We start from the raw sequence: 23,846 nt of genomic DNA, 5'->3' as shown, positions 1-23,846 counted from the left end.
GTAATAGTAATTAAGATTCTTGCTCATTTTTAATAGCTTCATAAAGTAAAGGAGAATGTATAGTGCGTTACTTAACAGCTGGAGAATCACATGGAAAACAATTAACGACAATTATCGAAGGGCTGCCTTCACAAATGGAATTAAAAGCAGAAGACATTAATGAGAGCCTGCGCAGAAGACAAGGCGGTCATGGCAGAGGAAAGAGAATGCAAATTGAAAAGGATACGGTTGATATTACAAGCGGTGTACGCCATGGATACACGCTGGGATCTCCCGTTTCACTCGTCATACATAATGATGATTTTAAGCATTGGACAGATATTATGGGTGCAGATCCTTTGGAAGAAGGAGCTAAGCTGCGCAGAGTCGTAACAAAACCGCGTCCGGGTCATGCAGATTTGAATGGCGGTCTGAAATACGGACACCGTGATATGCGGAATGTATTAGAGCGTTCCTCCGCAAGAGAAACTGGTGCACGAGTTGCAGCAGGTGCAGTAGCAAAATCACTTTTGGAGCAATTAGGTATCTATGTTACCGGATATGTGAAAGAAATCGCAGGTATTCGCGCAGAAGAAAAAAATGATTTAACAGCAAAAGAACGTGCTGAAATTTCCGGCAATTCTCCGGTGATGGTATTAGATCCAAATGTCGAACAGCCGATGATAGAAGCGATTGATGAAGCCAAAAGCATCGGTGATTCTATCGGCGGTGTCTGTGAGGTGTATGTAGAAGGCTTACCAGCCGGGATTGGTTCCTATGTGCATTATGACAGAAAGCTGGATAGTAAAATTGCGGCAAGTGTGATTAGCATCAATGCTTTTAAAGGGGTGGAATTCGGGATTGGATTTGAAGCAGCACGCTTAAATGGCAGTGAAGTGCATGATGAAATTGCCTGGAATGAAGAGGATGGATATTACCGTACAACCAATCGTCTCGGCGGTTTGGAAGGCGGAATGTCAACAGGGATGCCAATCGTTGTACGGGGTGTTATGAAGCCTATTCCAACGCTGATGAAGCGTCCATTGCAAAGCGTAGATATTGAAACGAAAGAGCCTTTTAAAGCGACGGTAGAAAGATCTGATGCTTGTGCAGTTCCCGCTGCTTCTGTTGTGATGGAGCATGTTGTCGCTTTCGAAATAGCAAAAGCTGTTACAGAACAATTTTCAAGTGACCGCTTTCCGCAGTTAAAGCAGGCAATTGACGATTACAGAGAAGAAATCAGGTGCTTCTAAATGAAACAGCTGACTATCCAGTCCAGCCAGCGCAGCTACCCAATTGTGATGGAAGCTGGATTAAGGTTCGACTTAAAAAAATGGTTAAAAAGTGATTACAGCTCTATTTTAATTATAACGGACGAGAAGATAGCTGATAAATACTTGCAGGATGTTACAGAGAGCTTGGGAGATACAGATATCTATACTTATATCGCTCCATCGGGAGAAGCCTCTAAAAGCATCGAGCAGTACTATAAATTACAGACAAAGGCAATTGAAAGTGGTTTGGACCGCAAATCCCTCATCATTGCTTTAGGCGGCGGGGTTATCGGTGATTTGGGAGGATTTGTTGCAGCAACTTTTATGCGCGGTATCGATTATGTACAAATGCCGACGACGATCTTAGCGCATGACAGCAGTGTCGGCGGAAAAGTAGCGATTAACCATGAAGCCGGGAAAAATTTAATTGGCTGCTTTTATCCTCCGGCAGCTGTTTTATATGACACAGAAACCCTGGCATCTTTACCTTACCGCGAAATCCGGAGCGGCTATGCGGAAATTTTAAAAGAAGGATTTATTTCAGATATCCATCTGACGGAAGAATTATTGGCACTTTCTTTAGAGCAAGTTTCCTCTGCACAGCTGGAGAATCATTTGGAGGCCGGTATCAAAGTCAAAGCAAATATTGTTGAAGAAGATGAAAAAGAATCTGGTGTCCGTAAATATTTAAACCTTGGCCATACTCTGGGTCATGCATTCGAAGCCACTCTGGGATATGGGAAGGTAACGCATGGAGAAGCGGTTGCAAACGGGATGTTATTTGCACTTCATGTCAGTGAGGATGTGGCAGGGAAAAAGCTCCCTTTTAATGAGTTGTACAATTGGATGAAAAGAAATGCATATCCTATTATTGACATAGAAGAAGAGAGCATCCCCAAGCTCATTAAAAGTATGAAATCAGATAAAAAGTCAGTTTCCGGCCACATTCAAATGGTATTACTCAATAAAGTTGGTGAGCCGACTGTCAAAAACTTAGATGATTCCTCTGTGGAGGCTTATATCAAAACATATATAGAGAGGATGAACAAGCGGTGACAAGAGGCGTACGAGGTGCTACCACCGTAGAAAATAATAAAGCAAGTGAAATCATTGAACATACAAGAGCATTAGTTCTGGAGATGGCAGAAACAAATAATATTCAGCCGGAAGACGTTTCTCATGCGTTTATTTCAGTAACGAAAGATGTGGACGCAGCATTTCCTGCCAAAGCTTTACGTGAAATTGACGGGTGGAAATATGTCCCTGTCATGTGTATGCAGGAAATAGATGTTCCCGGCAGCCTGCCAAAATGCATCCGGATTATGATGGTTGTGAATACCGATGCAGAACAAAAAGAAGTCAAGCACACATTCCAGAGAGAGGCCGTAAAACTCCGTCCGGATCTTGCAGAAAGAAAGGGTCGTTAAGCAATGAGAAGTAAAGAGGTTTTAAAGCAGCTCAGTCCATATAAACAAGGGAAGCAGACAAAGGATATTCAAAAAGAATTCGGACTTGATTATATTGTTAAATTGGCTTCCAATGAGAACCCTTATGGTTTTTCAGACAAAGTGAAGGAATTATTCCGGGCAAGTGAGCCCGTTTTTAATATTTACCCGGATGGCTATACATCGGAGCTCCGCTATCTGATTAGCGAAAAGTTAAATGTGAATCCGGAATCGCTAATTTTCGGAAGCGGTTCGGAAGAAATCATCCAGATGCTTTGCCGTTCTTATCTTACTATTGGGGATCAGGTTATTATGGCAACACCTACATTCCCGCAATATAAACACTATGCTCTGATTGAAGGGGCGGAGATTGCAGAACACCCGGTAAATGAAGATGGCAGTCATCCCCTTGATAAAATGCTTGAAGCTGTGCAGGATAATACAAAAATTATCTGGATCTGTACACCGAATAATCCAACAGGAATCGCTATTTCCAAAGAGGAACTAGAAAACTTTTTAAACAGATGCCCTTCGGATGTCTTAGTTGTTTTAGATGAGGCATATGTTGAATTTTTACAACCTGAAAAGGATTTAAATGCTGTAGGGCTGTTGGATAAGCACCCCAACCTGATTGTTTTACGGACATTTTCAAAGGCTTACGGCCTGGCGGGTCTCAGAATTGGCTATGGCATAGCAGACCCTTTGATTGTGGAAACCTTAGATAAGGTCCGTGGTCCGTTTAACACAACGTCCGCTGCACAGCAGGCAGCTGTTATTGCCTTTTCAGACCAGGATTTTATTCAGCATACGTATCGGGAAAACAAAAAGGGATTAAAGCAGTTTCAAGCTTTCTTAACTTCTATTGGCTGGGATTATTATGAATCAGAAGCTAATTTCCTGCTTGTGAAAACTCCTAAAAGCGGAATGGATGCTTTTGATTACTTAATTAAGCATGGTTTTATTGTCCGTCCTGGAGAGCTGCTGGGGATTCCCAATACCATCCGTGTCACGATCGGGAAAGAAGAAGATATGAAGATCATGGAGAACATCTTAAAAGATTATCAAGAACAATTAAATTAGGTAAGGTGAACGTATGGATAAGCAACAGATATTAATAGCTGGACTCGGCCTTATTGGCGGGTCCATTGCTAAAGCAATAAAAAAAGAGTCCGAACATTACATAATCGGTTTTGATGTAAACGAAGATGCAATGCATTTTGCTTTGCATCACGGTGTCATTGATGAAGCTGCTACAAACTTTGATGAGGCTGCATTAAAGGCGGACATTATTATTATCTCCGCACCAATTTCAGAAACTATTCAGCTTATTGCCAGACTGGATGATATTCCTTTTACCAAAGACGTCATTGTCTCTGATACGGCATCTGTAAAAGGCTCCGTCCTCATGGCAGCAAATAGCTTGACCAATAAAGCCATCCGTTTCATTGGCGGACATCCGATGGCCGGCTCCCATAAGAAAGGGATTGAGGCAGCCAAAGAACATTTATTTGAAAATGCCATTTATGTTTTATCTCCGCTCGATAGTGCAACAGTGGAAAATGTAGATACGCTAAGAAATGTTTTATCAGCAACGAAAAGTAATTTTGTCGTCTTGCAATCAGATGAACATGACGAGATGACAGGAGTTATTTCCCATTTCCCGCATCTGATTGCATCATCACTTGTGCATCAGGCAAAGAAATGGGAGAAGAAACACGCTTTCCTGCCAAAGCTGGCAGCTGGCGGGTTTCGTGATATTACACGTATTGCTTCCAGTAATCCTGTCATGTGGCAAGATATTTTTTATCATAATCAGTCCAAAATGTCCACGATGCTTGAAGATTGGATCATTGAAATGGAGCAGCTGAAAAAACTGATTGAAGATAATGAAAAAGAAGAAGTCATTACGTATTTGAATAGCGCCAAAAATTATCGCGATGGATTAAATGAAGGAGACCGGGGTGCCATCCCTGCATTTTATGATCTTTATGTAGATATCGCTGATCAGCCGGGAGCTATTGCTGAGGTGGCGCTTATTTTAGCAAATGCGTCATTGAGTATTAAAAACATCGAGATTCTTGAGGTGCGGGAGGGTATCACAGGCGCTCTGCGCTTAAGCTTCTATACAAAAGATGCGCAAGCTGCAGGGCAGAAGGTATTAAAGCAACGCGGATTCGAAACAATGATTCAAGCTTAATGACAAGGAGGAGAACATTGTGTCGCATGTTCAATTTGAATATACTTCACCTAAATTAGAAGGAGATGTTATTGTTCCTGGAGATAAGTCGATATCACATCGCTCTATTATTTTTGGGAGTATTTCACATGGAATTACTAAGATAACCAACTTCCTTGACGGGGAGGATTGTCTCAGAACCATTCATGCTTTCCGTGCAATGGGTGTCCAGATTGAAAAAGATGGAAATACCGTGCTGGTCCATGGTAATGGATTGGAAGGACTGAAAAAGCCAACGAAAGCATTAGATTTTGGTAACTCAGGTACAACAACAAGATTAATGCTGGGTCTTCTATCGGGTCTGCCATTTGAAACGAGTATTTATGGAGATGCATCGCTGACCAAGCGGCCAATGGATCGTGTTGTCACCCCTTTAAGAAAAATGGGGGCAGTGATTGATGGAGATGCGGATGGAAAATTCCTTCCAATCACTGTTCAAGGCGGCACACTGGATGGGATTACCTACCGTCTTCCGGTTAAAAGTGCGCAAGTAAAATCAGCTCTTTTATTAGCAGGTTTACTTGCAGAGGGAGAAACAGTTGTACAGGAAGAGACAGAAACGAGAAATCACACAGAAGTCATGCTTCAGGCTTTTGGGGCGGATTTAAAACAGAATAAAGAAGGAATTGTTGTGACAAACAAAGGGAATTTAACAGCATGTGACGTGGAAGTTCCCGGCGATATTTCTTCTGCTGCCTTCTTCTTAGCTGCTGGAGCCATTGTCCCTGGAAGTGCGATAACTTTAAAAAATGTCGGTTTAAACGAATCCCGTACTGGTATTTTAGACGTTTTGAAGGAAATGGGGGCAGCCATAACAGTTTCTAATGAACGTACCACCGGCGGCGAAAAAATTGGTGATTTAACTATAAAATACACTGCTTTAAAAGGGACAATGATAGAAGGAGATGTTATCCCGCGTCTGATTGATGAAATCCCTATCTTAGCTTTGCTGGCAACACAGGCAGACGGTAAAACCATAATTAAGGATGCAGAAGAGCTGAGAGTAAAAGAAACAGACCGGATTGAAGCTGTTTGTCAAAATCTGCAAGTACTTGGAGCAAATATTACAGCTACTGAGGACGGAATGATTATCGAAGGTCCAACAAAACTAACAGGAGGTAAGATCTCCTCCTATATGGATCATCGAATTGCCATGATGGGTGTCATCGCAGCACTTATATCGGAAGAACCAATTGAAATGGACGAAAAAGACAGCATTAATATATCCTATCCAACATTTTTTGATGATCTGGAAGCAATATTACAGTAAACCCTTTTTTCACTTTATTTTTGTTGGACTTTTGAGTATCCTCTTGTATAAAATTCTAGCTACAGTTCTAGTTATTTGAACTGTAGCTAGCTTTTTTGTATGATAAATTGGAAGTGAAAGAAACACAAAAGAGAGGGGTTCTTTTAAATGAACACCATTCAACAAGCAATAGACTTGGCAGAAAGAAATGAAACAGAAAAAGCATTAGCATTATTAAGCGACTATCAGAAAAACGCTGATGACGATTCCTTGTTTCAAATAGCTGAACTTTACCTGCAGTGGGGATTTCTGATCGAGTCAAGAATAATACTCGAACAATTAATTGAAAAATATCCTGAAGAAACGTCGTTAAAGCTCACCCTATCTGATATTTTTATTGAATCAGAGGAAGATGAATTAGCGATTACGATATTAAATGAAATTCCGGAAGAGGATGAAGGCTATGTGCAGGCGTTAATCCAGCTTGCCGATTTATATCAGGCGCAAGGACTATTTGAAGTTTCCGAGCAAAAACTGCTGGAAGCAAAGCATCTCGCTCCACAAGAGAGCGTTATCGACTTTGCGCTTGGAGAGTTATTCTTTTCTATCGGTGAATATTTAAAGGCTATCACTTATTATGAGCGTGTCATTGCCAAAACCAAAGAGGTCGGGAATGTTTCTATCGAAGACCGGCTCGGTGAAGCACTTGCCGCTGCCGGCGAATATGAGAAAGCACTCCAATTTTACAAAGACGAGGAGGAGCCAGATCCTGAAAAATTATTCAGGCACGGGATGACGGCACATCAAGCCGACCGGGATGACATCGCTATAAATGCCTGGGAGCATGTCCTGGAAATTGATCAGGATTATTATGCTGCCTATACCCAGCTCGCAGGTGTATATAAAGCGCAAGGGATGCTGGAGGAAGCATACAAGACTGTGCAACAAGGCTTAGAAAGAGATTCCTACCAGAAAGAACTCTATTTTCTTGCTGGAGATATTGCGCATCAATTAGGAAGAGACGCGGAAAGTGAAGAGCATGTCAGACAAGCTATTGCTTTGGAACCAGATTATAAAGAAGCTGTCTTATTTTTAATTGGTTTGCTTCAAGCGAAAGAAGCGTTTGATGAAATTGTGGAGCTGATACAAAGCATTCAAAATACCGGTGCAGAGGATGCACTCTATGATTGGGAGCTGGCAAAAGCTAATGTTGAAATAGAATCGTTTGATGATGCATTAAATAGCTACCGGAAAGCATATACTAGTTTACAACATGACAGTGACTTTTTAAAAGAGTATGGCTACTTCCTGACAGAGGAAGGAAGAGTGCAAGAAGCCATTCCGGTCCTGAAAGCATATCTTGACCAGCAGCCTATTGATGAGGATGTGCGTGAGCATGTAGAACGCTTAGAACAGGATTTTGATGTAACGGAATAACCTGCTTCAGAGAGGGGAGAGTGGAGTGCTATCATCTGTAACTGCAAAAGATAAGAAAAAATTCATCCAATGGTTTTTAAATCATTATCGTTTGAAAAAAAGAGAAAGTGTATGGATACTTAATTATTTAGTGAACCATATGGATATTTTAGAACACGTGCATTTTGTTAGAGATGTAAAGTATTGTCCTAGGGGAGTAATGATTTCAAGTCGCTGCTCGGAAAAAATACCGTTTCGATTTTACAAAAATCATTTGGTAACCACAGATGCAGAGAAAACCTTTCATGATATTCGGTTAAACAAACAAGAAGCGTTATTTATCCAATTGAATTTTCATCAGGCGAACCAAAGCTCGTATTATGCTGCTGTATTAGAAGAAAATCCCTTCTTGCCGGATGATTATTATGTAACCAAAGATGATAAGCAGACAACAGCCGAGTTATTGGATCAGCTCTTAATCAATCAAAAACAGGAACAGCTGCGTGAAGAGATTGACGAGGCTCTGGATGCAGGAAATCAAACGAAATTTTTGGAGTTAACGAAGGAATTAGAAAAACTGCTGAATCAATCGTAATGTTGTCAGTTAACCTATTTTTAAAGCAACCTATATTTTTATGGGTTGTTTTTTCATATTATGAAGCATAAATAAAAGCTTTGATTCCGTTTATTTACTTTTTTCTTTCCTATACGTGCAAAAAATTGTTACAATGAAGGCAGGATTTTGAAGGGAGGATTGTTTATGAAATGGACAAATGTTGATTTGCAAAAATATGATCAGGCGAAGGAGTATATTGATACTGTGATTGTGCCGCTGGCTCCTTTTCAAATCGGCGCTCTAGAAGCTTCTGCAAAAAATGCAGACCAGTACGATGTTTTAACGCTTTTTGCAAGAGAGTTGGAAAAAGAATTAATGGGGAGGGTCATGCTTACGCCAATTTATACATACATAACCACTGCAGACAAGGCAGAGGAGGCAGCCAGAATTAATAAATGGACAAGTCATTTTAAAGAACAGCCTTTTAAGCAAGTGCTCTATATCAGTTTTGATCCAACCTGGAGAAAAATGGCCAATGATTTAGAAGGAGAATTTATTTGGCTCCCATCTATCTCTTTAAAAGACGCAGATCCAGCTGCGGTAAAAGGTATGATAAGAGATCAAACCATGCAAACAGCAGAGTTAGTGAAGTCCTTTTGGTAAATCTATGCCGAAATGTTCAAAACATTTACAGTTAACCTAGGATATATATTGACCGAACTAGTAGTTTACGCTATCATTATTAGTGTCCTAGTAATCTGATTTAATCTTAATAATGTCCGTGACTATCTGAACACAGAGGGGGGAAAAAAATGAGTGATGAAAAGCGCGATATATCCCGCAGACAATTTTTAAATTATACGCTTACAGGCGTAGGTGGTTTTATGGCTGCCGGTATGTTAATTTCACCTGTACGGATGGCAATCGATCCTGTATTGAAATCCAATGAAGGCGGGGATTTTGCAAATGTCGGCCTGGAAGTTTCTGAAATTACTTCTGAACCGCAACGTGTCGATTGGAGTATCGACCAGGTAGACGGCTGGTATGAGTCAGAAGTAAATCGCTCAGCCTGGGTATATCGAAATGAAAATGATGAAATTGTAGCCTTTTCCCCGGTTTGTAAACATTTAGGTTGTGTAGTTTCCTGGGAAGGGAACGACGACTATCCAGAGGAATATTTCTGTCCTTGTCATGACGGTCGTTATTACAAGAATGGTGTGAATGTTCCTGGAACACCACCGTTGCAACCGCTTGATGTTTATGAACAGGAAGAAAGAGATGGCATGCTATTCCTGGGTAACATTAAACCACATGAGGAGGCGTAATGAACAATGTTACAAAAGATTTATGATTGGATCGATGATCGCATTGATATTACGCCAATTTGGCGGGATATTGCCGATCATGAGGTTCCGGAGCACGTTAATCCAGCGCATCATTTTTCCGCATTCGTATATTGCTTTGGCGGATTGACATTCTTTGTTGTCGTAATTCAAATTCTGTCTGGTATGTTTTTGACCATGTACTATGTACCGGATATTGAAAATGCCTGGCAGTCTGTATACTACTTACAGACAGAGGTAGCACATGCGCAAATAGTACGTGGTATGCATCACTGGGGTGCAAGTGTTATTATCGTAATGCTATTATTACATACTTTACGGGTGTTTTTCCAAGGGGCATACAAGAAACCGCGTGAGCTTAACTGGATGGTAGGAGTTCTTATCTTCTTTGTTATGCTGGGTCTTGGCTTTACAGGGTACTTACTTCCTTGGGATAACAAAGCATATTTTGCAACTCAGGTTGGATTAGAAATTGCTGAACAGGTACCATTTATCGGCGAAGCATTAAAAACGCTTCTTGCAGGGGATGCTACAATTGTAGGAGCTCAAACCCTGACACGATTCTTTGCAATCCATGTCTTCTTCTTACCAGGAGCGTTGTTTGCATTATTGGCAATTCACTTTATCTTAATCCGTAGACAAGGTATTTCCGGACCACTATAAAAAGGAGGGCAACCAATGCATAAGGGTAAAGGTATGAAATTCGTTGGCGATTCTCGGATCACAGCGGAAAGAACATCAAAAATACCAAAAGATTATTCCGAGTATCCTGGTAGAACAGAAGCGTTTTGGCCCAACTTTTTATTAAAAGAATGGTTGGCTGGGGCAGTTTTCCTTGTAGGGTTTTTATGCTTAGTACTGGCGCATCCGTCTCCGCTTGAAGGAATGGCTGATCCGACAGATGCAGCATATATCCCTTTACCAGACTGGTATTTCTTATTCTTATATGAGTTATTGAAATATCAATTTGCTAGTGGTGATTGGACAGTTTTAGGTATTATTGTTATTCCTGGAATTGCGTTTGGAGCACTATTAATCGCTCCATTTTTGGACAATGGTCCTGGCCGTCGTCCGCGTCAACGTCCAATTGCCGTCGGTATGATGCTTTTAGGTTTGGCATCAACTATTTGGCTGACATACACTTCCGCAGCACATGTTGACTGGGAAGAGCGTTCTGAACAAAATAGACCAATTCCGCCGGGTGAATCCGTTGTTGACCAGGATCATCCTGGATTCGCAGCCTATGAAACGAGCTGCCTAAGCTGTCACGGCGGGGAATTAGAAGGTGGAGCAGGTCCGGCATTAGTCGGAGGAAATGAGCACACCAAAGAAGAATTAATGGACATTGCTGTGAATGGTATCGGCGCAATGCCTTCTGATATCTTCCAGGGATCAGATGAAGAACTGGAGCAATTGGCAGATTTTATCATTGAAACCAACGAAGCAGCAGCAGAATAAAGAATAGGCAGAAGCACCTTTGACCACAATAAGGCAAAGGTGCTTTCTCTATTCATCAACTTGGCAGAAAGGAGCAGATAAAAAGAAAATGCTATCCTACATATTATTAGATAAAAAATTTCTGATCCTGCTTTTCATCATTAATTTCCTGGGTACGATCTATGGATATTATTGGTATGGATCGCAGCTGGCAAGCACTCCGGCAATATTTATTCCCTTTGTTCCGGACAGCCCAACAGCCAGTTTATTCTTTACCATTTTTTTGCTATTTTTCATTTTTGGTAAAAATATTCCCTACATCGAGGCTTTAGCTATTGTTTCTTTGTTCAAATATGGTATGTGGGCCGTCGTTATGAATTTATTAACAATGGCTGTAACCGGAAGCTTAAACGCGGCAGGTTATATGCTAATCGCATCGCATTTAGGAATGGCCATACAAGGTTTACTCTATGCACCGTTTTATAAAATAAAATTACGTCATTTAACGGTTGCAGGAATAGTTGTATTACACAATGAAATTATTGATTATGTTTTTGGGCAAATGCCTATTTATTCTACATTAACAACATATATGAATGAAATTGGCTATTTTACGTTTTGGTTAAGTGTCCTGTCTATTCTGCTTGCTTATTACTTAACGATTTACAGGAAAGAACGAAAGGCGTAAAAGGGGCATGCCAGTCAGGACGCAAAGCTGAATATGATTATTTACAAATGTATTCATGTCAACATTTCATCTATTCTTACTTTTCAGGAGCAGCTGATCGTCATACCAGCTCACTTATTATCATAAACATAGAGTATATATTAAAAGATCAGAGGTGATCTCTATGGGTGAGAAGCTGCTTCGTGTGATGACAATCGGAATCATAGGGATGTTTTGCCATGTGAAAGCTGTTCATGCTGCCTCTATTCCTTCTTCAGACATTTACTACAATAGTTTGGCACCGTCTCCATTTATTGTAGGCGTAATTATTGTGGGCGGTTGCATTATTGCTACATTATCTTATGTAAGCTGGAAAAAATACAAAGGGGAACAAGCAGGTAATAAGTCCCTTCGGAAAAACGACAAATCAGTTGACTAAAATGAAGATACTGACTAAAATTGACCTTAAGATACAGTAATGGAGGTATTTAAAATGGGTGGTTTAGGTGCTTATTTGATTTATTTTGCTATATTAATGATTGTACCATTAATTGCACAGGGAAAAGTAAAAAGCACATATGCGAAGTACTCTAAAAAAGCTACATCTTCCGGTATGACCGGAGCTGATGTCGCACGAAAGATTCTGGACGATAATGGCTTGCACGATGTACAGATTGGAATGGTAAAAGGTACATTAACAGACCATTATGATCCCCGTAAAAAACAAGTGAACCTTTCTGAGGGTAATTACCATGGAAGATCCATGGCTTCTTCTGCCGTAGCGGCACATGAAGTTGGTCATGCGATTCAAGATCAGGAAGATTATGCCTTTTTACGCTTTAGAAGTGCTTTAGTTCCAGTAGCAAACTTTGGCTCTAATATTTCTATGTTCCTTATTATTGCGGGTATGATTATGCAGGCAACAAATATGCTGCTTCTAGGAATTGTATTCTTTGCTGCTGCAGTGCTTTTCCAGGTAGTAACATTGCCGGTGGAGTTTGATGCTTCGAATCGGGCGATGACGCAGTTGATTTCAAGCGGAATTATCCGCAATGATGAAGAACGGGAGACCAAAAAAGTTCTGAATGCCGCCGCAATGACATATGTTGCTGCTGCACTAGTAGCTGTTGCTGAGCTTATCCGCTTCATTCTTATCTATGCGGCAAGCAGAGATTAAGCTGCAAAAAAGATGATCCATTTTTTGGATCATCTTTTTTTATGCCTGAAGTTTTCTTTATATGGCAAAAATCAATCACTTATTGGCTTCTTATTTTCATCCAATGTAAATCCTTCTCCCATCACTTCGTGAACAGTCGTCAAGGACACAAAAGCAGAAGGGTCTGTCTGGTTAATAATACTTTTCATTCGCGGTACTTCATTTCGGGCCACTACACAGTAGAGCACATTTCTCTTCTCCTTAGAAAAGCTCCCCTGACCATTTAAAATAGTCACCCCCCGTTCCATTTTCTCCATAATCTGATTGGCAATTTCTTCATTATGATTGGAGATGATAAAAGCTCCCTTTGCAGCGTATGCGCCTTCCTGGATAAAGTCAATCACCCTTGCACCAATAAATACAGCCAGCAGCGTGTACATCCCCTCTGACAGCTCAAGGAATGTAAGAATAGAAGTTATAATAACAAGAAAATCAAATACGAACATTGCTTTTCCAATACTCCAAGAACTGTATTTGTTAATAATACGGGCAATAATATCCACGCCGCCGGTTGTCCCGCCAAAACGGAAAATGATCCCTAATCCTACACCAATAAATACACCGGCAAATAAAGCAACCAGTGTCATATCATTTTCTAGTCCAATCGGAATTTGGTATATTTGAAATATCCACAGAAAAAGGGAAACAGATAATGTTCCAATTAAGGTATAGACAAACGCATTCCGCCCCAGTATTTTCCACCCAATGAAAAACACAGGAATATTAAGGACAATATTTGTGATTGCCGGATCCATATCCCATAAGAAGAAAAGTAACAGCGTAATCCCTGTAAAACCGCCTTCTCCAAGGTTATGCTGCATATTAAAATGGACAAGACCAAAAGAAAATACGGCTGCCCCTAATAAGATAAATAAGCTATTTTTCACTCGAATCTTCAATTTGCTATTCCTCCTTCGATACAGACCTCACTATCATCTGAAAATAAGCATCAGACGTCTATGTAGTTCCAATTATTTACAATCTGATTTCAGCCAATATCTATTATAGACAATTTAAAATCAAGTAACAATCCGCAAACTGTACCAATTAGTTGTCAAAATCCTTGCTTTTAGCTAACATTAGAGAAGAGAAAAAGTTAAAGAGGTGTCAGCAATGAAGAATACCGACCATACATTAAAAGATGTCCAAAAACGTGTTGATCAATACATATCTCAATTCAAAGAGGGGTACTTTTCGCCGCTTGCTTTAATGGCAAGATTATCTGAGGAAACCGGAGAATTAGCCAGAGAAATTAATCATTATCATGGCGAAAAACCAAAGAAAGCTACTGAAAAAGAAAATACGGTGGAAGAAGAGGTCGGCGATATGATTTTTGTATTGGCCTGTTTAGCCAATTCACTGGACTTTGATTTATCAAATTCCTTTGAGAAATCAATGCAAAAATTTGAGACAAGAGACAAAAATCGCTGGACAAGAAAAGAGGAGGAAGGAAACCATGGCAATTAAAATTATTGTAGCAGGCCCAAGAGGAAGAATGGGAAAAGAAGCGGTTCATATGATTCAAGGAGTAGAGGATTTTGAATTAATTGCTTGTTTAGACCATAAAAATGAAGGGAAGAAATTAAGCGATTTAGAAGGGTTCCCAGCTGATTTTCATGCACCAGTATACACCGACATCGAAAAATGCTTCTCTAAGCAGCAGGCAGACGTATTTGTTGATTTGACGGTGCCTGAAGTTGGCTATAAGCATACCAAAGCAGCCTTAAATCATGGAATTCGTCCGGTAGTAGGTACAACCGGATATACCAATGAACAATTAGAGGAATTAAAACAATTGGCAAGAGAAAAAAAGACTGGCTGTATTATTGCGCCAAACTTTGCCATCGGTGCCGTGTTAATGATGAAATTTGCAAAAATGGCAGCTGCCTACTTCCCGGATGTAGAAATTATCGAGAAGCATCATGATCAAAAACTGGACGCGCCGTCTGGTACTGCTAAGAAAACTGCCGAGCTTATTCAAGAAGCCAGAAAATCTAAAAAACAGGGGCATCCAGATGAGGAAGAAACAATCCAGGGTGTACGCGGCGGGGATTTTGACGGCATGCATATTCACAGTATGCGTCTTCCCGGTTTAGTAGCTCATCAGGAGGTTGTTTTTGGCGGTGCTGGGCAAACATTAACCATTCAGCATGATTCGATGAACAGAGCATCCTTTATGGACGGGGTAAAGGAATGTGTTTACCAGGTGATGGATCTGGATGAGCTTATTTATGGTCTGGAGAACATCTTATAGAGATTGAATTACTCATATACAAGGGGGAGACATCATGAATATCGCATTAATTGCACATGATAAGAAAAAAGAAGATATGGTCAGGTTCACAACAGCTTACACACATATACTGGAGAAACATCAGTTGTATGCTACTGGAACAACGGGAGGCCGCATCATGGAAGCAACCGGACTTTCTGTTCATCGTTTCCGGTCAGGTCCGCTGGGCGGGGATCAGCAAATTGGCAGCATGATTGCTGAGAATAAAATGGATATGGTCATTTTCTTCCGTGACCCGTTAACTGCACAGCCGCATGAACCGGATATCAGTGCGCTAATGCGGTTATGTGATGTCTATCAGATTCCTTTAGCAACAAATATTGCCGGAGGGGAAATCTTTATGCACGGTCTACATCGGGGCGATTTTCAGTGGAGAGAAATTGTAAAGCAAAACGGATGATTCGTATTCCCGTATCAGCTCCTATTCTTCACCAGGAGCTGAATATTGTTGTCAGGAAAGAAGGGGAATTGTGAAAAAAATAGGAATTACATGCTATCCGACGATTGGCGGTTCGGGGGTAATCGCTACAGAATTAGGGAAAAAATTAGCGGAAAAAGGGCATGAAATACACTTTATCACCTCCAGCATGCCCTTTCGCTTAGAAAAGGTATTTGTGAATGTATATTATCATCAAGTGGAGATGAGTCATTATCCAGTGTTTCAATATCCGCCCTATGATTTAGCTTTAGCAGCAAAAATGGCAGAGGTTATTGACCGCGAAAAACTGGATATTCTTCATGTTCACTATGCGATGCCGCATGCTATTTGCGGGATCTTAGCGAGAGATATGGCGAAGCACCCGGTAAAAATTGTCACAACCCTGCATGGTACAGATATTACGATACTAGGTATTGATAACACACTAAAGCCGGTTATCCGTCATGGTATTGAGCGATCTGATGCTGTAACTGCCGTTTCGGAAAGCTTACGCAGGCAGACAGTGGAAATGGTCGATATAAAGAAGGAAATAGACGTTATTTATAACTTTATTAACGAAAAGGAATACTACCCGCAAAAAGGAATAGAGCTGCGTCATCAATTTCGTATTAATCCTGCTGATAAAATCATGATTCATGTATCTAACTTCCGAAAAGTAAAACGGGTTCAAGATATCATAGATACATTTAAAATAGTGAATGAACAGCTCCCTTCTAAATTATTATTAATTGGGGATGGTCCGGAGTATTCCAATATGGTACAGCATGTAAATGAACTGGGGCTAAAAGCAGAAGTACGCTTTCTAGGTAAGCAGAATAATGTCAGTGATATACTGGCAATGGCAGATTTAATGCTGCTGTTGTCTGAAAAAGAAAGCTTTGGGTTAGTATTATTAGAAGCAATGGCTTGCGGTGTACCGGGGATTGGCACAAATGTCGGCGGTATTCCGGAAGTAGTAACGCATCAGAAAACAGGGTTCATTGTCGAGCTTGGAGACGTAAAGCAGGCGGCAGCATATGCAATAGAGCTGCTATCTGATTCTGACAAGCAACAGCAGTTTTCTGAAGCGGTCACGGAGCATGTGCGTACTTATTTCGCATCAGAAAAAATTGTCAATCAATATGAAGCATTATATGACCGCGTTCTTAAAGAAGGGAAGAGGGGTTAGAGGCATGTTACCGTCTGTTTTTCAAAAGGCAGCAAATGTTATATCGATTATAGAAGACTATTCATACGAGGCATACTTCGTTGGCGGCTGTGTACGCGATTATATTATCGGTCGCCCGATCCATGATATAGATATTGCAACCTCTGCTGTCCCTTCCGAAATTCAAAGGATTTTTCCAAAAGTCATTCCCGTCGGACTGGAGCACGGAACAGTCATTGTCCGTTATCAACAGGAATCTTTTGAGGTGACTACTTACCGGACAGAAGGAGTATATACCGATCATCGCCGGCCGGATGAAGTTCATTTTGTCCGCCACATCAAAGAAGATCTCGGACGCAGAGATTTTACCATGAATGCCATAGCGATGAATGCCAAAGGAGAAATCCTTGATCCTTTCGACGGAAGAAAGGATATCGTCAGGGGCCAGATTCAAACGGTCGGAAATGCCAAAGACCGGTTTAATGAGGATGCATTGCGTATTATTCGTGCACTGCGCTTTTCCAGCCAATTAGGCTTTGCCATTGAAGAACAGACGAAAGCAGCGATGAAAAGCTGTAAAGCCCTTATTGATAAACTGGCAGCGGAACGTTTAACTGTTGAATTAGAAAAACTGTGCGCAGGCAATTATTTCGCACAGGCAGTGGATTATATATTTGAATTAGAGCTTGATCATCATTTGCCTATTTTCAAAGAGGAAGCCTGGCAGTTAAAGGAGCTTGCACCTGTTTCATCACTTGCACCTGTTTTTGCCTTTATCGAACTGAACAGTTCTTCCATTACTGTGACAGACTGTATCAAGGCATATAAATGTTCCAACCACTTAAAACAGCAGGCTAATTGTCTGGTAAATGCCTATGATAGCTATAAAAAAAATGGACTGGATGCATGGTTTGTCTATCAGCTGCCAAAAGAGCAATGGGATTTTTTTGTATACTTAGTAAAACAGAAGGATAAGGAAAGCATCGATATAGAAACGATTCGTTCTATAGCAGAGAAACTCCCTATTCTATCTAAAAAAGACCTCTGTGTGAATGGGTACGATTTAATAAATTGGTTTCCCGGACGCCCAAAAGGTAAATGGATAAAGGAGCTCTTAACTGAAATAGAATATCAAATTGTCATGTCTAAACTGGCGAATGAAAAATCGAGAATAAAGGATTGGATACAATGGAATCTACCCGCTCAAAATTAATAAAGCTTTTATCCGAAAAAAAGGATAGCTATATCTCAGGTCAAGCTCTTTCCGAAGCATTAGGCATTTCAAGGAATGCTATCTGGAAGCATATGAAAGATTTAGAGAGAGACGGCTATGTGATTGATGCGAAAAGAAGCCAGGGCTACCGAATTGTTTCATTTCCTGATAAGGTCAGCAGTAATACGATCCGTTGGGGACTGGAAACGAAATGGTTAGGACACCATATTATTCACAGGGAGCGTACATCGTCCACACAATTAATTGGACATAAAGCAGCCCGCGAAAATGCTCCTGATGGTACAATTATTATTGCGGAGGAGCAGACAGCAGGCAGGGGAAGAATGAAAAAGAACTGGTTTTCAGATAAAGAAGGGCTATGGACGACACTTCTTCTCAGACCGCCAATCCCTCCAAATAAAGCTTCCGAGCTGACATTATTGACTGCAGTTGCTTTAAGAGATGCATTGCACCAGCTGACCAGTATTCCAATTGGAATCAAATGGCCCAATGATTTAATAATCGGAGATAAAAAGCTTTGCGGTATTTTAACAGAGATGCAGGGAGAGCAGGATCGGATTGACTATGTTTTAATTGGGATCGGCTTAAACGTGAATCAGGATGAAACAAGTTGGGATGCATCTATTCGAGATATTGCCACCTCATTGACCATAGAGTCAGGAAAAAAGTGGGATAAAAAAGAAGTCGTTCAAACGATGTTAAAGCATTTTGAAAATACGTATGAGCTATATTTAAAGAATGGATTTAAATCTATTAAGTCTCAATGGGAAGAAAATGCCTTTAAAATCGGTGAAAACATTCAAATTAAGACATTTCATGATGCGTGGACAGGACGTTTTCTTGGTATCTCCGATGAAGGGGCTTTAATCGCGGAATCACCAGAAGGCAGTCCGGTAACACTTTACTCTGCGGAAATTACATGGTTTGACCGATAGAGAAGCAAAATAATTAGAAAAATTGGCATTCACCTTGTCTGCCAAAAGAATGGAGGTGGTCTTCTGAGATATGTTGTCATTGATTTAGAAACAACCGGAAACTCCCCGGCAAAATCAGGAAAAATTATTGAAATTGGTATGGTTATCATTGAAAATGAGAAGATAAAGGAAACAAAAACGACTTTATTCAATCCGAACCAGTCCATACCGCCATTTATCTCCAACCTGACAGGTATTGATAATGAAGAAGTAAAGGACGCTCCATTGTTTATGGATAAAGCAGAGAAAATCAGCCAGATTTTGCAGGACAGCTATATTATTGCCCATAATGCAAAATTTGATGTCGGGTTTCTCAACATGGAGTTAACATCCAATGGTTATCCCGAATTAAAAAATCCGGTTCTGGATACGGTGGAACTGTCCAGAATATTATTCCCAAGTATATCAAGCTATAAGTTAAGTCATTTAGCCGAGCACTTTAAGCTGCATCATGATGATCCGCATCGCGCTTTATCTGATGCCTATGTAACAGCAAAGCTGTTTTTTAAGTTAAAAGAGAAATTAGACCATCTCCCGTATGAAACTTTATACAAGCTAAAAAATCTGGAAGACAAATTACAATCAGATTTAGCGGCTATACTTGATAACCGCTTAGAAGAATTAGCGTTTCGGGAGCATCCGGATAAGCAAATAAAACATTATCAGGGACTTGCATTCCGTATATCTGAAAAAGAGACGCAAACACAGGCGCAGATTGATCGTTCGTTTGGAGCATACTTAGATGATATTTACCAGGAACAGGGTGCGCTCTCCAAAGCTTTTTCTTCGTATGAGCCGAGAGAAGGGCAGCGGCACATGTCTGAAATTATATATGATGCCTTCTCTGCTAAAAAACATGCCTTTATTGAAGCGGGTACGGGAACAGGTAAATCATTGGCTTATCTATTGCCCGCTGTTTATCAGGCTATAAACCATCAAGAACGCATAATTATTAGCACGTATACAACACAATTGCAAAGCCAGCTGCTGGAAGAGGAGATTCCTTTATTAAAAAGGGTGATTGACATTCCAGTTCAAGTAGCATTAATGAAGGGGAAAAATCATTATTTAAATCTGGAAAAGTTTCTTTATGAGCTTGATTATGGATCAAAGGATAACTATGATTTTGTTTTAACAAAAGCGATCTTGCTGGTATGGATTACGGAAACAGAGACTGGGGATATTGATGAAATTCAGCTCCCGGCAGGAGGGTATATTTTCTTTCAGAAGGTTTCCGCTGATGTGGAAAAGACAATTGATCCCAAATCACCCTGGTTCCATCACTCCTATTACCAATTAGCCCGACGCCGGGCTCAAAAAGCAGATATTGTTATCACCAACCATGCCTTACTTTGTACAGATATGTTTAATGACTATGCTTTCCTACCAAGTTATCAAAAGGTTCTTATTGATGAAGCGCATCATTTTGAGGAAACAGCTTCACACCATTACGGATTAAAGCTTGATTATATACAGATGCAATTTACATGTAATTATTTAGGAACAGCAGATGAGGAGAAGCAATTTAACACTGTTTTAAAAGCTTCTGACAGAAGACACAGACAGAAGCTGGCAGACAGATGGAATGCAGCTATCAAGGAAGCAAAATACGATATTGATGAACTGTTTCATCATATTGAACGCTTTGTCAGGGCTCAGCAGAAGAATGATAAAGCCACAAGTGATTTAGGCAGAGTGCAATATCGGATCAAACCGCAAACTTATCAGCAGGATGCCTGGCAGCTTGCTCAGGATATGGCTGCACGTTTACGGATGCATTTTCAAAAGCTTTTAGATGTTTTATTTCAATTAATAGACGATGATTCCTTGGATAACGGCGATGAGAAACAATTTCTTGAAAACATCGGTCAAATGCAGGGTATTCTAGAAAAATATATTGAAGATTTAAAAGTGATGTTTCAGGAACAAAATGAAGTAGCATTAATCAAATGGGTAGAGGTTGATTTAAAAGGAAAGCATCATAGTGTGTTTCTCTACAGTGAACCATCTAATATTGCGCCGATATTGGCGAATGAATTTTTCTCTAAAAAGGAAAGTGTTATTTTCACAAGCGCCACGCTAACCATGGGAAGCTCCTTTCAATTCATTAAAGAAAGACTGGGCGTAACAGAACAAGATTTGTTGACAGAGCAAATTGCATCACCATTCCAATATGATAAACAAGTCCAGCTGCTGATACCGACAGATTTTCCGGATATTAGATACGGAAACATCGACGATTTTGTCTATGCTGTTTGTGAAGCGATATTATCCTTAGCGGAGGTGACTTCAGGTAGAATGCTTGTCCTGTTTACTTCCTACGATATGCTGAGAAAAGCAAATGATTTATTAAAGGAAATGATGACAGAGCAGCAATATGTCATTATTGCCCAGGGTGTGACAAGCGGCAGCCGCAGCAGATTAAAGAAAAACTTTCAATCCTATGATCAGGCAATCCTCCTTGGGACAAGTTCTTTCTGGGAGGGTGTAGACATACCTGGAGAAGATTTATCAGCACTTGTGATGGCAAGGCTGCCGTTTCAGCCGCCAAATCATCCTGTTTTTGAAGCAAAATCCCACCAGCTAAAAGAAGAAGGAAAAAATCCGTTTATGGATTTATCCTTGCCGCAAGCAGTTATTAAATTTAAACAAGGATTTGGACGGTTAATCCGTTCCTCCAATGATAGAGGAATTGTATTTATTTGCGATGGCCGAATCAAAACAGCAAAATATGGAAAATACTTTCTGGAGTCTATCCCGGAAGTACCTGTTCACTATGAATCAACCCGTTATTTAATGAGCCACGCAGAAAACTGGTTTCATCAATAAATACATCAAACAGGACCAATTCATATAGAACCAAGACTAAAAAATATTTTTTTGGATTTATCAACAAAACTTGATTGGCCATAAAGTGATTTTTTTACGGTATTTGTTTACAGAAACCTTACATCTAGGTATAGTAAATGATGAAAGAAAGATAATCTGATAAGAAACGGATGGAATCAAATGAGGGAATCAAATAATAGGTGGGTACTATGGACGCTTGTTGTCATTACAATCCTCTTACTTGCAGGGCTGGGTTACAGTATTTATTTGTATCAGGTAATCAATGACAGTCGTACAGCTGGATTTGAAACCACAAAAAATCAAATAGAATCGCAAACCTCTTATCATAATGTCCATTCTATACAGGGCTACTATGGGGAAAATAGCTATCATGTATTCTATGCGAGCAATCAGGACGATGAGGAGCGGCTTATTTTCCTGCCATTAGAAGGAGAAGAACGCGAATTAATTGTGATTGATACAGAAAAAATGATGCGGGAGGAAGCTATCTTAGATGCTTGGTCATCCAGCTGTGATACATGTCGTTTTGCCGATATCCGCCCGGCATATGAAGATGGTCAGGCCTTATGGGAAATTACGTACCATGATAAAGATAACCGTTTTGTCATGGATTACTATTCAATTGACGGTGAGAGCCTGGAAGAAAGATACACGTACAATAAAATGTTTCCATAGGATGAGTGGATTATACGAAAAACGCGTGTCCAGGCAATTTAAACATTTTCTAAAAAATATTAATAGTAGAGGATATTTAGCAAGTATTAATAGGACACATCATAATAAGTGGAGGATTTTAAGATGAAGATAACAATTCAAGATGCACCAAAACATGTAAATGAGGAGGTAACTATTGGCGGCTGGTTAGCTAATAAACGTTCAAGCGGTAAAATTGCCTTTTTACAGCTGCGTGACGGTACAGGCTTTATGCAGGGCGTTGTCGTAAAAAGTGAAGTTCCTGAAGATGTATTCGCAGGAGCAAAGAACCTGACACAGGAAACTTCTTTATATGTTACTGGGAAAATTGTCGAGGATACACGCTCTGATTTCGGTTATGAAATGCAGATTAGTCACCTGGAGGTCATTCATGAAGCCACAGATTACCCGATTACACCTAAAAATCATGGTACAGAATTTTTAATGGATCACCGGCACCTGTGGCTTCGTTCTAAAAAACAGCATGCTGTTATGAAAATTCGTAACGAAATCATCCGTGCTACGTATGAATTCTTTAACACCAACGGCTTTGTAAAGGTAGATCCGCCGATTTTAACCGGATCATCTGCAGAAGGAACAACCGAGCTTTTCCATACAAAATATTTTGATGAAGAAGCATACTTATCACAAAGCGGGCAGCTTTATATGGAAGCAGCAGCCATGGCATTGGGAAAAGTATTTTCTTTCGGTCCTACCTTCCGTGCTGAAAAATCAAAAACGAGAAGACATCTTATTGAATTTTGGATGATTGAGCCGGAAATGGCATTTATGGACCACGAGGACAGCCTGCAGGTACAGGAAAACTATGTCAGCTTTATTGTGCAATCTGTTTTAGAGAATTGTTCTTTAGAGCTTAAAACATTGGAAAGAGATACATCTAAACTCGAAAAAATAAAGGCTCCATTCCCGCGTATCAGCTATGATGAAGCTGTGGAATTTTTAAAAGAAAAAGGCTTCGATGATATTGAATGGGGAGAGGACTTTGGTGCTCCGCATGAAACGGCCATTGCAGAAAGCTATGATAAGCCTGTTTTCATTACAAACTATCCAAAGGATATCAAAGCGTTCTATATGAAGCCGCATCCAGAGCGTTCCGATGTTGTTCTTTGCGCTGATTTAATTGCTCCGGAAGGCTACGGAGAGATTATTGGCGGATCTCAGCGGATTGATGATCTAGCGTTAATGGAAGAGCGCTACAAAGAGCATGGACTTACAGGACCTGCTTATGCATGGTATTTAGAACTGCGTAAATACGGCAGTGTTCCGCACAGTGGATTTGGATTAGGCCTGGAAAGAACGGTAGCCTGGTTATCCGGGGTAGAGCATGTCCGTGAAACAATTCCTTTCCCAAGGCTGTTAAATCGTTTATATCCATAA

At 40.3% G+C, this 23,846-nt stretch carries 25 protein-coding genes; 24 read left to right on the top strand and 1 reads right to left on the bottom strand.

Going from position 1 to position 23,846, the window contains the following annotated elements; genetic code table 11:
- The first annotated feature begins 62 nt into the window (after positions 1–62).
- The 15 genes from aroC to FLK20_RS00515 all read left to right on the top strand — a co-directional run bounded on the left by aroC (position 63) and on the right by FLK20_RS00515 (position 12,779).
- Entirely contained in the window at positions 63–1,232 is a 1,170-nt protein-coding gene (gene aroC / locus FLK20_RS00585) for a chorismate synthase (RefSeq protein ID WP_152654616.1), read from the top strand.
- Positions 1,233–2,309 carry a 3-dehydroquinate synthase gene (aroB, locus tag FLK20_RS00580; protein WP_152654615.1) on the top strand — a complete coding sequence of 359 codons (1,077 nt, stop codon included), beginning with the start codon at positions 1,233–1,235 and terminating at the stop codon, positions 2,307–2,309.
- Positions 2,306–2,680: a chorismate mutase gene (gene aroH, locus FLK20_RS00575; protein ID WP_152654614.1), complete on the top strand. Its 375-nt coding sequence runs from the start codon at positions 2,306–2,308 to the stop codon at positions 2,678–2,680. The genes aroB and aroH overlap by 4 nt, the downstream gene beginning before the upstream one ends.
- A gap of 3 nt (positions 2,681–2,683) precedes the next feature.
- Entirely contained in the window at positions 2,684–3,778 is a 1,095-nt protein-coding gene (gene hisC, locus FLK20_RS00570) for a histidinol-phosphate transaminase (protein ID WP_152654613.1), read from the top strand.
- A 13-nt stretch (positions 3,779–3,791) separates the two neighbouring features.
- Positions 3,792–4,895: a prephenate dehydrogenase gene (locus FLK20_RS00565; RefSeq protein ID WP_152654612.1), complete on the top strand. Its 1,104-nt coding sequence runs from the start codon at positions 3,792–3,794 to the stop codon at positions 4,893–4,895.
- A gap of 19 nt (positions 4,896–4,914) precedes the next feature.
- Positions 4,915–6,204, top strand: a complete 1,290-nt coding sequence (aroA, locus tag FLK20_RS00560) for a 3-phosphoshikimate 1-carboxyvinyltransferase (protein WP_152654611.1) — start codon at positions 4,915–4,917, stop codon at positions 6,202–6,204.
- 147 nt (positions 6,205–6,351) lie between these two features.
- Positions 6,352–7,620: a tetratricopeptide repeat protein gene (locus FLK20_RS00555; protein ID WP_152654610.1), complete on the top strand. Its 1,269-nt coding sequence runs from the start codon at positions 6,352–6,354 to the stop codon at positions 7,618–7,620.
- Positions 7,621–7,645: 25 nt separating this feature from the next.
- The gene (locus FLK20_RS00550; RefSeq protein WP_152654608.1) at positions 7,646–8,194 is read left to right on the top strand and encodes a ReoY family proteolytic degradation factor; all 549 of its coding nucleotides are present in this window, start codon (positions 7,646–7,648) and stop codon (positions 8,192–8,194) included.
- Positions 8,195–8,359: 165 nt separating this feature from the next.
- Positions 8,360–8,818, top strand: a complete 459-nt coding sequence (locus FLK20_RS00545; protein ID WP_152654607.1) for a DUF2487 family protein — start codon at positions 8,360–8,362, stop codon at positions 8,816–8,818.
- Positions 8,819–8,967: 149 nt separating this feature from the next.
- Positions 8,968–9,480 carry a QcrA and Rieske domain-containing protein gene (locus tag FLK20_RS00540; RefSeq protein WP_152654606.1) on the top strand — a complete coding sequence of 171 codons (513 nt, stop codon included), beginning with the start codon at positions 8,968–8,970 and terminating at the stop codon, positions 9,478–9,480.
- Positions 9,481–9,486: 6 nt separating this feature from the next.
- Positions 9,487–10,161 (top strand): menaquinol-cytochrome c reductase cytochrome b subunit, encoded by a 675-nt coding sequence (gene qcrB / locus FLK20_RS00535; protein ID WP_152654605.1) that lies wholly within the window; start codon positions 9,487–9,489, stop codon positions 10,159–10,161.
- Positions 10,162–10,176: 15 nt separating this feature from the next.
- A complete protein-coding gene (locus tag FLK20_RS00530) occupies positions 10,177–10,956 on the top strand; it encodes a menaquinol-cytochrome c reductase cytochrome b/c subunit (RefSeq protein ID WP_152654604.1) in 780 nt (259 codons plus the stop codon).
- 88 nt (positions 10,957–11,044) lie between these two features.
- A complete protein-coding gene (gene lhaT, locus FLK20_RS00525; protein ID WP_152654602.1) occupies positions 11,045–11,623 on the top strand; it encodes a lipoprotein heptaprenylglyceryl N-acetyltransferase LhaT in 579 nt (192 codons plus the stop codon).
- A gap of 163 nt (positions 11,624–11,786) precedes the next feature.
- Positions 11,787–12,041 carry a sporulation protein YpjB gene (locus FLK20_RS00520; RefSeq protein WP_152654601.1) on the top strand — a complete coding sequence of 85 codons (255 nt, stop codon included), beginning with the start codon at positions 11,787–11,789 and terminating at the stop codon, positions 12,039–12,041.
- 54 nt (positions 12,042–12,095) lie between these two features.
- Positions 12,096–12,779, top strand: coding sequence for a zinc metallopeptidase (locus tag FLK20_RS00515; RefSeq protein WP_152654600.1), 684 nt, complete (start codon positions 12,096–12,098; stop codon positions 12,777–12,779).
- Between the two features lie 71 nt (positions 12,780–12,850).
- Here the strand turns inward: FLK20_RS00515 and FLK20_RS00510 are convergent, their stop codons facing one another.
- Positions 12,851–13,717: a YitT family protein gene (locus FLK20_RS00510; protein ID WP_152654599.1), complete on the bottom strand. Its 867-nt coding sequence runs from the start codon at positions 13,715–13,717 to the stop codon at positions 12,851–12,853.
- Positions 13,718–13,931: 214 nt separating this feature from the next.
- On the opposite strand from FLK20_RS00510, the gene FLK20_RS00505 reads away from it, so the two are divergent.
- The 9 genes from FLK20_RS00505 (at position 13,932) to asnS (ending at position 23,846) form a co-directional block, all read left to right on the top strand.
- On the top strand, positions 13,932–14,285 hold the full coding sequence (locus FLK20_RS00505; protein ID WP_152654598.1) for a nucleotide pyrophosphohydrolase: 354 nt from the start codon (positions 13,932–13,934) through the stop codon (positions 14,283–14,285).
- Positions 14,275–15,072, top strand: a complete 798-nt coding sequence (gene dapB / locus FLK20_RS00500) for a 4-hydroxy-tetrahydrodipicolinate reductase (protein WP_152654597.1) — start codon at positions 14,275–14,277, stop codon at positions 15,070–15,072. The genes FLK20_RS00505 and dapB overlap by 11 nt, the downstream gene beginning before the upstream one ends.
- A gap of 34 nt (positions 15,073–15,106) precedes the next feature.
- On the top strand, positions 15,107–15,511 hold the full coding sequence (gene mgsA / locus FLK20_RS00495; protein ID WP_152654596.1) for a methylglyoxal synthase: 405 nt from the start codon (positions 15,107–15,109) through the stop codon (positions 15,509–15,511).
- A gap of 70 nt (positions 15,512–15,581) precedes the next feature.
- Entirely contained in the window at positions 15,582–16,718 is a 1,137-nt protein-coding gene (gene bshA / locus FLK20_RS00490) for an N-acetyl-alpha-D-glucosaminyl L-malate synthase BshA (protein ID WP_152654595.1), read from the top strand.
- Between the two features lie 4 nt (positions 16,719–16,722).
- Positions 16,723–17,910: a CCA tRNA nucleotidyltransferase gene (locus tag FLK20_RS00485; protein ID WP_152654594.1), complete on the top strand. Its 1,188-nt coding sequence runs from the start codon at positions 16,723–16,725 to the stop codon at positions 17,908–17,910.
- Positions 17,886–18,866, top strand: a complete 981-nt coding sequence (locus FLK20_RS00480; protein ID WP_152654593.1) for a biotin--[acetyl-CoA-carboxylase] ligase — start codon at positions 17,886–17,888, stop codon at positions 18,864–18,866. The genes FLK20_RS00485 and FLK20_RS00480 overlap by 25 nt, the downstream gene beginning before the upstream one ends.
- A 9-nt stretch (positions 18,867–18,875) precedes the next feature.
- Positions 18,876–21,734: an ATP-dependent DNA helicase DinG gene (dinG, locus tag FLK20_RS00475; RefSeq protein WP_370453148.1), complete on the top strand. Its 2,859-nt coding sequence runs from the start codon at positions 18,876–18,878 to the stop codon at positions 21,732–21,734.
- A 180-nt stretch (positions 21,735–21,914) separates the two neighbouring features.
- On the top strand, positions 21,915–22,430 hold the full coding sequence (locus FLK20_RS00470) for a hypothetical protein (protein ID WP_152654591.1): 516 nt from the start codon (positions 21,915–21,917) through the stop codon (positions 22,428–22,430).
- Between the two features lie 123 nt (positions 22,431–22,553).
- A complete protein-coding gene (gene asnS / locus FLK20_RS00465; protein WP_152654590.1) occupies positions 22,554–23,846 on the top strand; it encodes an asparagine--tRNA ligase in 1,293 nt (430 codons plus the stop codon).

The organism is Oceanobacillus sp. CFH 90083 (assembly GCF_009389585.1).
GTDB lineage: Bacteria > Bacillota > Bacilli > Bacillales > Amphibacillaceae > Oceanobacillus.
Note: the sequence above shows the minus strand (reverse complement) of the source record. Positions and strands in the feature narration are given on the sequence as shown.

What these genes read in the sequence shown, in the direction of transcription:
- aroB (WP_152654615.1), top strand. Translation starts at nt 1,233, where the DNA reads ATGAAACAGCTGACTATCCAGTCCAGCCAGCGCAGCTACCCAATTGTG.
- hisC (WP_152654613.1), top strand. Translation starts at nt 2,684, where the DNA reads ATGAGAAGTAAAGAGGTTTTAAAGCAGCTCAGTCCATATAAACAAGGG.
- FLK20_RS00565 (WP_152654612.1), top strand. Translation starts at nt 3,792, where the DNA reads ATGGATAAGCAACAGATATTAATAGCTGGACTCGGCCTTATTGGCGGG.
- FLK20_RS00555 (WP_152654610.1), top strand. Translation starts at nt 6,352, where the DNA reads ATGAACACCATTCAACAAGCAATAGACTTGGCAGAAAGAAATGAAACA.
- FLK20_RS00545 (WP_152654607.1), top strand. Translation starts at nt 8,360, where the DNA reads ATGAAATGGACAAATGTTGATTTGCAAAAATATGATCAGGCGAAGGAG.
- FLK20_RS00540 (WP_152654606.1), top strand. Translation starts at nt 8,968, where the DNA reads ATGAGTGATGAAAAGCGCGATATATCCCGCAGACAATTTTTAAATTAT.
- qcrB (WP_152654605.1), top strand. Translation starts at nt 9,487, where the DNA reads ATGTTACAAAAGATTTATGATTGGATCGATGATCGCATTGATATTACG.
- FLK20_RS00530 (WP_152654604.1), top strand. Translation starts at nt 10,177, where the DNA reads ATGCATAAGGGTAAAGGTATGAAATTCGTTGGCGATTCTCGGATCACA.
- lhaT (WP_152654602.1), top strand. Translation starts at nt 11,045, where the DNA reads ATGCTATCCTACATATTATTAGATAAAAAATTTCTGATCCTGCTTTTC.
- FLK20_RS00520 (WP_152654601.1), top strand. Translation starts at nt 11,787, where the DNA reads ATGGGTGAGAAGCTGCTTCGTGTGATGACAATCGGAATCATAGGGATG.
- FLK20_RS00515 (WP_152654600.1), top strand. Translation starts at nt 12,096, where the DNA reads ATGGGTGGTTTAGGTGCTTATTTGATTTATTTTGCTATATTAATGATT.
- FLK20_RS00505 (WP_152654598.1), top strand. Translation starts at nt 13,932, where the DNA reads ATGAAGAATACCGACCATACATTAAAAGATGTCCAAAAACGTGTTGAT.
- dapB (WP_152654597.1), top strand. Translation starts at nt 14,275, where the DNA reads ATGGCAATTAAAATTATTGTAGCAGGCCCAAGAGGAAGAATGGGAAAA.
- mgsA (WP_152654596.1), top strand. Translation starts at nt 15,107, where the DNA reads ATGAATATCGCATTAATTGCACATGATAAGAAAAAAGAAGATATGGTC.
- FLK20_RS00485 (WP_152654594.1), top strand. Translation starts at nt 16,723, where the DNA reads ATGTTACCGTCTGTTTTTCAAAAGGCAGCAAATGTTATATCGATTATA.
- FLK20_RS00480 (WP_152654593.1), top strand. Translation starts at nt 17,886, where the DNA reads ATGGAATCTACCCGCTCAAAATTAATAAAGCTTTTATCCGAAAAAAAG.
- FLK20_RS00470 (WP_152654591.1), top strand. Translation starts at nt 21,915, where the DNA reads ATGAGGGAATCAAATAATAGGTGGGTACTATGGACGCTTGTTGTCATT.
- asnS (WP_152654590.1), top strand. Translation starts at nt 22,554, where the DNA reads ATGAAGATAACAATTCAAGATGCACCAAAACATGTAAATGAGGAGGTA.